Source organism: Micrococcus sp. FDAARGOS_333, assembly GCF_002206575.2.
GTDB lineage: Bacteria > Actinomycetota > Actinomycetes > Actinomycetales > Micrococcaceae > Micrococcus > Micrococcus lylae.
Window position 1 is genome coordinate 572148 of record NZ_NJFJ02000001.1, and the last position, 11636, is coordinate 583783.

Annotated in this window: 9 protein-coding genes; 8 read left to right on the top strand and 1 reads right to left on the bottom strand. The window is 70.7% G+C overall.

The annotated features are described in order from the left end of the window. Positions 1–93: 93 nt before the first annotated feature. The 6 genes from CEQ11_RS02695 (at position 94) to CEQ11_RS02720 (ending at position 7247) form a co-directional block, all read left to right on the top strand. Positions 94–1383 (top strand): adenylosuccinate synthase, encoded by a 1290-nt coding sequence (locus tag CEQ11_RS02695; protein WP_067191789.1) that lies wholly within the window; start codon positions 94–96, stop codon positions 1381–1383. Positions 1384–1753: 370 nt separating this feature from the next. Beyond that, on the top strand, positions 1754–2932 hold the full coding sequence (locus tag CEQ11_RS02700; protein ID WP_088477673.1) for an acetyl-CoA C-acetyltransferase: 1179 nt from the start codon (positions 1754–1756) through the stop codon (positions 2930–2932). A 29-nt stretch (positions 2933–2961) separates the two neighbouring features. After that, positions 2962–4575 carry a fatty acyl-CoA synthetase gene (locus CEQ11_RS02705; protein ID WP_088477674.1) on the top strand — a complete coding sequence of 538 codons (1614 nt, stop codon included), beginning with the start codon at positions 2962–2964 and terminating at the stop codon, positions 4573–4575. Further along, on the top strand, positions 4572–5786 hold the full coding sequence (locus CEQ11_RS02710; RefSeq protein ID WP_088477675.1) for an acyl-CoA dehydrogenase family protein: 1215 nt from the start codon (positions 4572–4574) through the stop codon (positions 5784–5786). The genes CEQ11_RS02705 and CEQ11_RS02710 overlap by 4 nt, the downstream gene beginning before the upstream one ends. Before the next feature lie 32 nt (positions 5787–5818). Then, positions 5819–6607 (top strand): carbon-nitrogen hydrolase family protein, encoded by a 789-nt coding sequence (locus CEQ11_RS02715; RefSeq protein WP_087133580.1) that lies wholly within the window; start codon positions 5819–5821, stop codon positions 6605–6607. A 148-nt stretch (positions 6608–6755) separates the two neighbouring features. Next, entirely contained in the window at positions 6756–7247 is a 492-nt protein-coding gene (locus CEQ11_RS02720; protein ID WP_067192159.1) for a hypothetical protein, read from the top strand. Positions 7248–7645: 398 nt separating this feature from the next. On the opposite strand, the gene CEQ11_RS02725 is transcribed toward CEQ11_RS02720, so the two are convergent. Next, positions 7646–8296 carry an IclR family transcriptional regulator gene (locus CEQ11_RS02725; RefSeq protein WP_088477676.1) on the bottom strand — a complete coding sequence of 217 codons (651 nt, stop codon included), beginning with the start codon at positions 8294–8296 and terminating at the stop codon, positions 7646–7648. A gap of 153 nt (positions 8297–8449) precedes the next feature. On the opposite strand from CEQ11_RS02725, the gene CEQ11_RS02730 reads away from it, so the two are divergent. Together CEQ11_RS02730 and CEQ11_RS02735 are read left to right on the top strand one after the other, a co-directional pair. Next, positions 8450–10147 (top strand): urocanate hydratase, encoded by a 1698-nt coding sequence (locus CEQ11_RS02730; RefSeq protein ID WP_088477677.1) that lies wholly within the window; start codon positions 8450–8452, stop codon positions 10145–10147. Positions 10148–10255: 108 nt separating this feature from the next. Continuing rightward, a complete protein-coding gene (locus CEQ11_RS02735) occupies positions 10256–11635 on the top strand; it encodes a YjiH family protein (protein ID WP_088477678.1) in 1380 nt (459 codons plus the stop codon). Position 11636: the final 1 nt, after the last annotated feature.

Genomic DNA, 11636 nt, shown 5'->3' on the forward strand with positions numbered 1-11636 from the left:
TCCCCGTGCAAGGGCTCCCTGCACATTGCACGGAGCATTTTCCATGTTCGGGCCCGTGATGCGGCAGCGTCCGGGCCCTGTAGGAGAGATGACATGCCAGCGATCGCTATCGTCGGCGCCCAGTGGGGCGACGAGGGCAAGGGCAAGGCCACCGACCTGCTGGGGGGCCGCGTGGACTACGTGGTCAAGCCCAACGGCGGCAACAACGCCGGTCACACCGTGGTGGTGAACGGCGAGAAGTTCGAGCTGAAGCTGTTGCCGGCCGGCATCCTGTCCCCGAACGCCGTCCCGGTGATCGGCAACGGCGTGGTCATCAACCTCGAGGCGCTGTTCCAGGAGATCGACGGCCTCGAGGCCCGCGGCCACTCCTGCGCGAACCTGAAGATCTCGGCCAACGCCCACCTGGTGGCCCCGTACCACCAGACCATGGACAAGGTCACCGAGCGCTTCCTCGGCAAGCGCGCCATCGGCACCACGGGCCGGGGCATCGGCCCCACCTACATGGACAAGGTCGCCCGCCTCGGCATCCGCGTGCAGGACGTCTTCGACGAGTCGATCCTGCGGCAGAAGATCGAGGGCGCCCTGCGGCAGAAGAACGAGCTGCTGGTGAAGCTCTACAACCGCCGTGCCGTCACGGTGGACGAGATCGTGGAGTACTTCCTGTCCTACGCGGACCGCCTGAAGCCGATGGTCGTGGACTCCGTGAACCTGCTCAACGACGCCCTGGACGAGGGCAAGGTCGTGCTGATGGAGGGCGGCCAGGCCACCTACCTGGACGTGGACCACGGCACCTATCCGTTCGTGACCTCCTCCAACCCGACCGCCGGCGGGGCGTCCGTGGGCGCGGGCATCGGTCCGACCCGCTTCTCCCGGACCATCGGCATCGTGAAGGCCTACACCACCCGCGTGGGCTCCGGGCCGTTCCCCACCGAGCTCTTCGACGAGATGGGCGAGCAGCTGCGCACCACCGGCGGCGAGTTCGGCGTGAACACCGGCCGCCCGCGCCGCACCGGCTGGTATGACGCCGTCATGGCGCACTACGCCGCCCGCATCAACGGCTTCACCGACTACTTCCTCACCAAGCTGGACGTGCTCACCGGCATCGAGAAGATCCCGGTGTGCGTGGCCTACGACGTGGACGGCGTCCGCCACGACCGCATGCCCATGACCCAGACCGAGTTCCACCACGCAAAGCCGATCTTCGAGTACTTCGACGGCTGGACCGAGGACATCTCCGGCGCCCGCACGCTGGAGGACCTGCCGGAGAACGCGCAGAAGTACGTGCAGGCCCTGGAGGAGATGTCCGGCTGCCGGATCTCCGCGATCGGCGTCGGCCCGGGCCGCGACCAGGTGGTCCAGGTCCACGACCTGATCGAGGACTGACGAGCCTGCCGTGGGCAGGGCGCCTCCGCCGACCGGGCGGGGGCGCCTTGCTGTTGCACGCTCCTGCGCTGCAGGCGCCGGCGCTCCTTCCCGACGACGGTCCCTCGCCTCCGCCTGGGTCCCTCGGCTCCGCCGGGGGCACTTGCCCCGCGGCCTGCCGACGCGGTCGCCGCCGGTCCGGGGGCATGCTGTGCCCGGGGCCGCCACCGTGGGGGCGCGGCCGTGTCCGCACTGTGGAACGGGCCTTGGTGTGCTGTGCGCCACAAGGGTTAGCCTCGATTAACCGAACCGGTCGGCCGCATTCCCTCCGGGCGTCCTGCGCCCGGGGGCGTGTGCGAGCCGCCCGAGCCCTCGCTACGTAAGGAGCTCCATGGCCGAGGCCTACATCATCGACGCCGTCCGCACCCCGGTGGGCAAGCGCGGCAAGGGGTTCGCCCAGGTCCACCCGCTGGACCTCGCCGCCGTCCCGCTGCGCACTCTCCTGGAGCGCCACGGGGACAGGATCGGCGACTCCGCGAACGTGGACGAGGTGATCCTCGGCTGCATCGACCAGATCGGCCCGCAGGCCATGGACATCGCCCGCAACGCCTGGCTCGCCGCCGGCGGTTCCGAGGACGTGCCCGGATCCACCATCGAACGCCAGTGCGGCTCCGGCCAGCAGGCCGTGCACTACGCGGCCCAGGCCGTCATGTCCGGCACCTCGGACCTGGTGATCGCCGGCGGTGTGCAGTCCATGTCCGCCGTCCCGCTGGCCACGTCCAACGTGATCGCCAAGGACCTCGGCTTCCCGGACCCGTACACCGGCTCCGGGGCCTGGGCGGCCCGCTACGGGGACGAACAGATCTCCCAGTTCCGCGGCGCGGAGATGATGGTGGAGAAGTGGAACATCACCCGTGAGCAGGCCGAGGACCTGGCCGTCCAGTCCCACGAGCGCGCGCTCGCCGCCCAGGCGGCCGGCCGCTTCGACCGCGAGATCGTCCCCTGCTTCGGCGTCACCGCGGACGAGGGCCCGCGCACCCCGGACCGGGAGAAGATGGCCTCCCTGCAGCCCATCTCCGAGGGTGGGATCCTCACCGCGGCCAGCGCCTCCCAGATGTCCGACGGCGCCGCCGCCCTGCTCATCGCCTCCGAGGCCGCCGTGGAGAAGTACGGGCTCACCCCGCGCGCCCGCATCCACCACCTCTCCGCCCGCGGCACCGACCCGGTGATGATGCTCTCCGCCCCCATCCCGGCCACCGCCTACGCCCTGGACAAGGCGGGCATGACCATCGAGGACATGGACGTCGTCGAGATCAACGAGGCCTTCGCCTCCGTGGTCCTCGCCTGGCTCGCCGAGACCGGCGCCGACCCGGCCAAGGTCAACCCCAACGGCGGCGCCATGGCCCTCGGCCACCCCATCGGCGCCACCGGCGCCCGCCTGATGACCTCCCTGCTGCACGAGCTCGAGCGCACCGGCGGCCGCTACGGCCTGCAGACCATGTGCGAGGGCGGCGGCCAGGCCAACGTCACCATCATCGAAAACCTCAACGCCGGCACCCCGGCCGCCTGACACCTGCCCGACGACGGAAGGACGCCTCCATGACCATCGCCCACGATGTCACCTCGTTGGTGCCGGCCTCCGCGTACCAGTTCGGCCTGACCCACCTGCTGGACCGCAGCGCGGCCGCCTACCGCCGCAACACCGCCACCCGCTTCGGCGAGCGGTCCCTCACCTACGCCGAGCTCGCCGCCGCCGTGGACCGCACCGCCCGGGGCCTGCAGCGCCTCGGTCTGAAGCCCGGCGACCGCGTCGGCGCGTTCAGCATGAACTCGGACCTCTACCTGATCCTGTTCCTGGCCGCCGCCCGCGCCGGGCTCATCCACGTGCCCGTGAACTCGGGCCTGAAGGGCGGCGAGCTCGCCCACATCCTCAACGACTCCGGCGCCACCGTCCTCGTCGTGGACAAGGCCCTGGCATCCCTGGTGGACGAGGTGCGGGCGAGCGGCAAGGTGGAGTCCCTGGCCGTCGTCGTGCCCTTCCAGAAGGGGGAGCAGGCGGAGGAGAACGCCGCCGGCATCACCAGCCTGGAGGAGCTCGCGCTCGACGAGACCCCGGCCGGTGCCGCCGAGGGGGCCGAGCCGTTCCCGCAGGTGCACTCCGAGGACCCGGTGCAGCTGCTCTACACCTCCGGCACCACCTCCGCCCCGAAGGGCGCCGTGATGACCCATCGCGCGCTGGTGGCGGAGTACGACTCCACCCTGATCGCGCTTGACTTCACCGAGGAGGACCGCCCGCTGATCGCGATGCCGCTGTACCACTCGGCGGCCATGCACGTCTTCGCCATGCCGTACCTGTCCCTCGGCGCGACGCTGCGGATCATCGAGAAGCCGGACATCGGTCAGATGCTGCAGTTGGTGCAGGACGAGCACATCGGCTCCCTGTTCCTCGCTTCCACCGTGTGGGTGCCGCTGGCCAACCGCGAGGACCTCGGCGACTACGACCTGACCTCCCTCACCAAGGCCCAGTACGGCGCCTCGATCATGCCGGTCACCGTGCTGCAGCGCCTGCGCGAAGCGTTCCCCAAGCTCGGCTTCTACAACTGCTTCGGCCAGTCCGAGATGGCCCCGCTGTGCACCGTGCTGCGCCCCGAGGAGCACCACGCCCGCCCGGCCTCCTGCGGCCGCCCCGCCCAGCACGTGCAGGTCCGCGTGGTCGACCCCACCGGGGAGCCCGTGCAGGTCGGCGAGCCCGGCGAGATCCAGTACCGTTCGCCGCAGCTCTTCTCCGGCTACTGGAACAACCCGGAGGCCACCGAGGCCGCGTTCATGGACGGCTGGTTCCGCTCCGGCGACCAGGTCACCCAGGACGAGGCCGGCTACATCCAGGTGGTGGATCGCATCAAGGACGTCATCAACACCGGCGGCGTCCTCGTGGCCCCGCGCGAGGTGGAGGACTGCGTCTACGAGGTGGACGGCGTGGCCGAGGTCGCCGTGATCGGTGTCCCGGACGAGCGCTGGATCGAGGCCATCACCGCCGTGGTGGTGCTCAAGGACGGCGCCCAGGTCACCGAAGAGCAGGTGATCGCCCACGTCAAGGAGAACCTCGCCGGCTTCAAGGTGCCCAAGTCCGTGGAGTTCGTGGACGAGCTGCCGCGCAACCAGTCCGGAAAGCTGCTCAAGCGCGTGCTGCGCAAGGAGAGGAGCGAGGCGTGAGCCTGACCCCGGAACTCGACATCGACGTCCGCACCCCGCTGGACACCGACTTCCTCGGCGCCTTCGCCGACGCCACGGAGGCCGACCGCGCCGCTGCCGCGAAGGCCCGTGAGACCGTCACGCCCATGCTGGACGAACTCGCCGAGGCCTGGCACAACGCCGAGTACCCGGTGCACCTGGTGCAGCAGGTGGCCGCGGCCGGCCTCATCACCGACGGCGTGGCCGTGGCGGGCATGGACACCCTGTCCCCGCTGGCGGCCGGCCTGGTGACCATGGAGCTGTCCCGCCTGGACGGCTCGCTCGCCGCGGCCTGCGCCGTGCAGGGTGGCCTGGCCCTGCGCTCCGTGGTGGAGCTCGGCTCCGAGGAGCAGAAGGCGGCGTACGCCCAGAGGCTGGCCCGCGGGGAGCTCCTCGGTGCCTTCGCCCTGACCGAGCCGGAGCACGGCTCCGACTCCGTGGCGCTGGAGACCACCGCCCGGAAGGTCGCCGGCGGCTGGGTGATCGACGGCCAGAAGAAGTGGATCGGCAACGGCGCCGCCGGCGGGATCACCCTCGTCTGGGCCCGGGACGAGGAGGGTCAGGTCCGCGGGTTCATCGTCCCGCAGGAGACCGAGGGATACTCGGCCGAGCCGATCGTGCGCAAGGGCGTGCTGCGTGCCCTCCACCAGTCCCTCATCACCCTGGACTCGGTGAAGGTCGGCGATGAGGCCCTGCTGCCGGGCGCGAACTCCTTCGCGGACACCGCCCGTGTCCTCGAGGCCACCCGCGTGAACATCGGCTGGTCCGCCCTCGGGCACGCCACCGCCCTGTTCGAGGGCGCCCTGCAGTACACGCAGGCCCGCGTGCAGTTCGGCAAGCCGCTGGCCGCCCAGCAGACCGTGCAGGAGCGGCTGTCCCAGATGCTCGAGGCCATCACCTCCATGCAGCTGCAGGCCGCCGCCGTGGCCCGGCTCCAGGCGGCCGGGCAGCTGCGCGGTGAGCACGCCTCGATGCTGAAGTACCACAACACCCGCGCCGCACGCCGGGTCGCCGGCATCGCCCGGGACCTCATGGGCGGCAACGGCCTGCTGCTGGAGCACGGCATGATCCAGCACTTCGCGGACCTCGAGGCGCTGCACACCTACGAGGGCACCGAGACGGTGCAGTCCCTCATCATGGGCCGTCGCCTCACCGGCCACTCCGCCTACGGCTGGGCGAGCGCCAAGGCCTGATCCGACGGTGGGGCGGACGTTACGCTGGCCACATGAGGATCAGCGTCGGACAGTTCCGCCCCACCGGAGTCATCGAGGAGAACCTCGAGGTGCTCCGCCGGCTCACCGCCCAGGCCGCCGAGGAGGGCGCCGGGCTCGTCGTGTTCCCCGAGGAGTCGATGCTCACGCAGCGCCATCTCGTCACGGACACCTTCGAGGAGGCCGTGGACACCGAATGGGGCGAGTTCGTCGCCGCGCTCAGGGACATGGCGCGCGAGCACGGGATCGCGATCATCGCCGGCGGATACGAGCCCTCCGGGACCCCGCGCCCCTACAACACCCTCGTGGCGGTGGACGGCTCCGGTGCCGAGCTCGGCACCTACCGGAAGCTCCACCTCTACGACGCGTTCAAGCACAAGGAGTCGGACACCATCACCCCGGGCGACCGGGACCTGCTGTCCGTCCGCATCGGTGAGCTGACCTTCGGCCTGCTCACCTGCTACGACCTGCGTTTCCCGGAGCTGTCCCGCAAGCTCGCCGTGGACGGCGCGGACGTGCTCGTGGTCCCGGCCGCCTGGTTCAAGGGCGACCACAAGGTGGACCACTGGCAGACCCTGCTCAAGGCCCGGGCCGTGGAGAACACCGTCTGGGTGGTCGCCGCGGACACCTGCTCGGACTCGACGATCGGGCACTCGGCGATCGTGGACCCGCTGGCCCTGCCGGTGGCGGCGCTGGAGGACGAGCGCGAGGCCCTCGTGACCGCCGAGGTCACCCGTGACCGCATCGAGGACGTCCGCTCCTTCCTGCCGGTCCTTCAGAACCGGCGCACCGACGTCCTCTGACCTGCGGGCGACCGGCGGCATCACGGGCCGGACGCCATGATTCCCGGCCCGGCACCCGGTGGCACTAAACTGGGGCACAGAACTCTGGGCGCCTGCGGGCGCCCGGCGCGCAGAGGGCCCCGGAGGCGGGGCGGATGGGAGACCAGCAATGAACACGAACACCACCGTCGCCACCCGTGGCGGCGCACGCCCGGTGCCGGCCGAGCCGATCGTCCCGCCGAGCCTGCCGGTCAACGCCTGGGGTATCACCAACCGCATCGTGATCGTCGCGGCGATCGTGCTGATGGTCGCCGAGTTCGTCCAGCTCTTCACCACCCGGCCCGACGGCCTCGTGGTGCTCGGCGAGGGCGGTGTGGGCTTCGTGCCGCTCATGCTCTCCCTGTTCTTCGCCCTGATCGGCGGTTCCCTCGCCGGCGTCGTCGCCTCGTGGGTCGTCAACGTCATGGGCGGCTACGGCCGCAACGCCGGCCGCTACGCGATCGGCGGCCTGGTCGGCGGCATCGTCTCGGTGCTGCTGCTGATCATGATCTTCTCGAACACCGCCGCCGAGAACTCCGGCTGGGTCCTGCTGATCGGCATGCCGGTCGCCGGCCTGATCGGCGGCCTCTGGGCAGGCATCAGCTCCGCCCGTCGCCACTGAGCGATAAGCGGGTCGTCACTCGCCCCTGCGCGCCGCCTCACTCGCACCGCGCGCTCGCACCGCACGACGGCGCCGTTCCCCCGACGGAAGGGAGCGGCGCCGTCGTCGTCTGTGGGGCCTGACTCGACGGGCATGACGAAGGGCCCCGGTCCGGCTTTCGCCGGTCCGGGGCCCTTCGCTGTCATCACTCGCACCTTCGATGAGGTGCTTTCAGCATAGGGATCCTTCGTGGAGGTACCAGGGGAGAACTCTGGGAATTGTCTGAAACCGGGTCACCGTGCGGTGACGGCCCGCTGTGCGCCGTCCTCGCCACGCGCCTGGGTTCCGGCCCTGTGCGCCGCGTGTCCCGACGACGGCACCGACGTCCGGACTGGGCGGCGCCTCCTCGAGGGCCCGCCTCACCGCCCGGAGAGGGCGTCCGCGATCTGCGCGGTCGCCTCGACGAGGGCCTGCCGGCAGCTCTCGGCGAGCTCGTCGGTGCACCGGTAGGTCGGCACGAGCGTGGACAGTGCGCCCACGGGGGAGCCCTGGACCGTGATCGGAGCGGACAGGGCGGTGACGTCCCGTTCCACGGTGTCCTTGATCATCGCGACGGAGTCGGCCTCGACCTCGCCGCGGAGCACGGCGCCCACGGCGGTGCCGTCGAGGGGGACGGTGCGGCCGACCCAGTTGGTGTGGCGCACGGAGTGGGTGCCCTCCACGATCGCGATGTAGACGGCGGTGTCGGCTGGGCCTGCGATCGCCAGGTACACGGACTCGCCGGTCTTCTCGGCGAGCGCCCGCATGGGCTCGCCGGAGAGCTCCACGAGCGGCTCGCGGGTGAAGGCGCGTGCACCGAGGCGGATCAGCTGTGCGCCGGGGCGGTAGCGGCCGTCGTCGTCACGGGTGACGAGGCCGGCGCCCTCAAGGCTGCGCAGCAGACGCAGGGCCGTGGAGGGGGCGAGGTCGGTCTGCCGCGCCGCGTCGGACAGGGTCAGAGCAGAGCGCTCGGTCACGGCGGCCAGCAGGTCCAGGGCGCGGTCCACGGTGCGCGTCGAGGCGGAGGGCATGGAGAAAGCCTATACAAGGGGTTGCGCGCGCCACACCGGGAGGGTTTCAATGGATGGAAGGCATGCGCCATCAGATGAAAAGGCGAGGCTGACGCGCCCACCCGACCGGCCGCCGTCGGGAAGGACACCGGACCCCTTGAAGGAGAGGACCCCATGACCCAGGGATTCACCCAGCACGACCCGTCCCGCGAGATCCGCGCTCCGCGCGGCACGGAGATCTCCGCCAAGTCCTGGCAGACCGAGGCCCCGCTGCGGATGCTCATGAACAACCTGGACCCCGAGGTCGCCGAGCGTCCCGAGGACCTCGTCGTCTACGGCGGCACCGGCCGCGCGGCCCGCTCCTGGGAGGCCTTCGACGCGATCGTCGAGACACTGAAGGACCTCGAGGAGGACGAGACCCTCCTGGTGCAGTCCGGCAAGCCGGTCGGCGTGCTCCGCACCAACACGTGGGCCCCGCGCGTGCTGATCGCCAACTCCAACCTGGTGGGCGACTGGGCGGACTGGGCCACCTTCCGCAAGCTCGAGGCCGAAGGCCTGATGATGTACGGCCAGATGACTGCCGGCTCCTGGATCTACATCGCCACCCAGGGCATCCTGCAGGGCACCTACGAGACCTTCGCCGCCATCGGCCGCAAGAAGTACGACGGCACCCTCGCCGGCACCCTGACCCTCACCGGCGGCTGCGGCGGCATGGGCGGCGCCCAGCCCCTGGCCGTCACCCTCAACGGCGGCGTCTGCCTGATCGTGGACGTCTCCGCCGAGCGCCTGCGCCGCCGCCAGTCCAAGCGCTACCTGCACGAGGTGGAGACCGACCTGGACAAGGCGATCGCCCGCGTCAACGAGGCGAAGAAGAACAAGGAGGCCGTCTCCGTGGGCCTGGTGGGCAACGCCGCCGAGGTGTTCCCGGAGCTGCTCAAGCGCCACCAGGCGGGCGAGCTCGAGATCGACATCGTCACGGACCAGACCTCCGCCCACGACCCGCTGTCCTACCTCCCGGTGGAGTACACCGTGGAGCAGTGGCACGAGGAGGCCGCCGCGGACGAGGCCGGCTTCACCAAGAAGTCCCAGGAGTCCATGGCCCGCCACGTCGAGGCCATGGTCGGCTTCCAGGACGCCGGCGCCGAGGTCTTCGACTACGGCAACTCCATCCGCGACGAGGCCCGCAAGGCCGGCTACGACCGTGCCTTCGAGTTCCCGGGCTTCGTCCCGGCCTACATCCGCCCGCTGTTCTGCGAGGGCCTCGGCCCGTTCCGCTGGGTGGCCCTCTCCGGCGACCCGGAGGACATCCGCGTCACCGACGAGGCCCTGAAGGAGCTGTTCCCGGAGAACGAGCACCTGCACCGCTGGCTGGACGGCGCCGCCGAGTTCGTGGAGTTCGAGGGCCTGCCGGCCCGCATCTGCTGGCTCGGCTACAACGAGCGCCACAAGGCCGGCCTGCTGTTCAACCAGCTGGTGGCCGAGGGCAAGGTCAAGGCGCCGATCGCCATCGGCCGCGACCACCTGGACTCCGGCTCCGTGGCCTCCCCGTACCGCGAGACCGAGGCCATGCTGGACGGCTCCGACGCGATCGCCGACTGGCCGCTGCTCAACGCCCTGACCGCCACCTCCTCCGGTGCCACCTGGGTGTCCATCCACCACGGCGGCGGCGTCGGCATCGGCCGGTCCATCCACGCCGGTCAGGTCGGCCTGGCGGACGGCACCGAGCTGGCCGCAGCCAAGCTCGAGGCGCTGCTCACCAACGACCCTGCCATGGGCGTCATCCGCCACGTGGACGCCGGCTACTCCCGCGCCGCCGAGGTGGCGGCCGAGCGCGGTGTGCGTGTGCCCATGGAGGCGAAGATCCGCGACTGACGCACCCGTGCGGCCGTCGTCGTCCCCCGCACGGGCACGACGACGGCCCCCACCGTGGCGGAGGCGGCCCGCCTCCGCCACGGTGCAACCCAGGAGAGGAGCAGCACGATGTCCGTGACGAACCCGGGGGACCGCGAGTTCCACAGCGACACGACCGCGATGGCGGCGATCGGCCGGGACGATCCCCGTCCGTCCGGCCGCTGGCGCATGATCGTCTACTCGGCGATCGGCATCGTGATGTTCTTCGTGCCGATCACCCTGAACGGCACCACGACCATCCCGCTGGACCACCTGGTCAACGGCGTCCGCACCCTGCTGGGGGAGGCGGACCGCTTCGTGGCCCTGGCGATCATCGCCGCCGGCGCCGTCTACCCGTTCGTCACCGGTACGTGGCGGCAGTCGGCGCTGAAGGCCGCGTTCGCGTTCCTGGCAGTGCTCGGACTGGTCACCGCGTCCATGGTGGTCTTCGGGTTCGGCCCGGAGTTCGTGCTGAACGAGGACATCGGACCGTTCCTCATGGACTCGCTGGTGGTGCAGGTCGGACTGATCGTGCCGATCGGCGGCATCTTCCTGGCCCTGATCATCGGCTACGGCCTCATGGAGTTCGTGGGCGTGTACCTGCGCCCGGCCATGCGTCCGGTGTTCCGGGTGCCCGGCCGCTCCGCGGTGGACGCCGTCGCCTCCTTCGTGGGCTCCTACGCGCTGGGCCTGCTGCTGACCAACCGCATGTACCGCGGGGGCCGCTACACGGCCAAGGAGGGCGCCATCATCGCGGTGGGCTTCTCCACGGTCTCGGCCACCTTCATGGTGATCGTCGCCCGCACGCTGGACCTGATGGGCGTGTGGCTCTGGTACTTCGTGGGCACCCTCGTGGTGACGTTCGCCGTGACCGCGCTGGTGGTGCGCCTGCCGCCGCTGAGCCGCATCCCGGACGAGGTCTACCCCGGAGCGGAGCCACGCCCGGAGCAGCCGGTGACCCATGACCGCTTCGCCGTGGCCCGCCGCGCCGCCGAGCAGACCCTGGCCGAGGCACCGTCACTGCCGAAGAACATCTGGATCAACTTCCGCGACGGCCTGGTGATGGTCATGCAGATCCTGCCGTCCATCATGTCCGTGGGCCTGATCGCGCTGGTGCTGGCCACCTACACTCCGGTGTTCACCTGGGTGGGCCTGGTGTTCTGGCCGTTCTTCTGGATCCTCGGCTTCTCCGATCCGTCGCTGATGGCCACCGCCGCGGCGACCTCGATCGCCGAGATGTTCATCCCGGCCACCCTGCTGGCCGGCAGCGACGACCTCGTGGCCCGCTTCGTGATCGGCGTCGTCTGCGTCTCCGCGATCATCTTCTTCTCCGCCGTGGTCCCTGCCATCCTGGCCACGGACCTGCCGATCAAGCTGTGGCACCTGGTGGTCATCTGGGCCGAGCGCGTGATCCTCACGATCCTGCTCGCCACCCCGCTGGCCCACCTGGTGGCGGCCGTGGCGGTCTGAC

What these genes read in the sequence shown, in the direction of transcription:
- CEQ11_RS02720 (WP_067192159.1), top strand. Translation starts at nt 6,756, where the DNA reads ATGAACACGAACACCACCGTCGCCACCCGTGGCGGCGCACGCCCGGTG.
- CEQ11_RS02725 (WP_088477676.1), bottom strand. Translation starts at nt 8,296, where the DNA reads ATGCCCTCCGCCTCGACGCGCACCGTGGACCGCGCCCTGGACCTGCTG.
- CEQ11_RS02715 (WP_087133580.1), top strand. Translation starts at nt 5,819, where the DNA reads ATGAGGATCAGCGTCGGACAGTTCCGCCCCACCGGAGTCATCGAGGAG.
- CEQ11_RS02705 (WP_088477674.1), top strand. Translation starts at nt 2,962, where the DNA reads ATGACCATCGCCCACGATGTCACCTCGTTGGTGCCGGCCTCCGCGTAC.
- CEQ11_RS02695 (WP_067191789.1), top strand. Translation starts at nt 94, where the DNA reads ATGCCAGCGATCGCTATCGTCGGCGCCCAGTGGGGCGACGAGGGCAAG.
- CEQ11_RS02735 (WP_088477678.1), top strand. Translation starts at nt 10,256, where the DNA reads ATGTCCGTGACGAACCCGGGGGACCGCGAGTTCCACAGCGACACGACC.
- CEQ11_RS02700 (WP_088477673.1), top strand. Translation starts at nt 1,754, where the DNA reads ATGGCCGAGGCCTACATCATCGACGCCGTCCGCACCCCGGTGGGCAAG.
- CEQ11_RS02730 (WP_088477677.1), top strand. Translation starts at nt 8,450, where the DNA reads ATGACCCAGGGATTCACCCAGCACGACCCGTCCCGCGAGATCCGCGCT.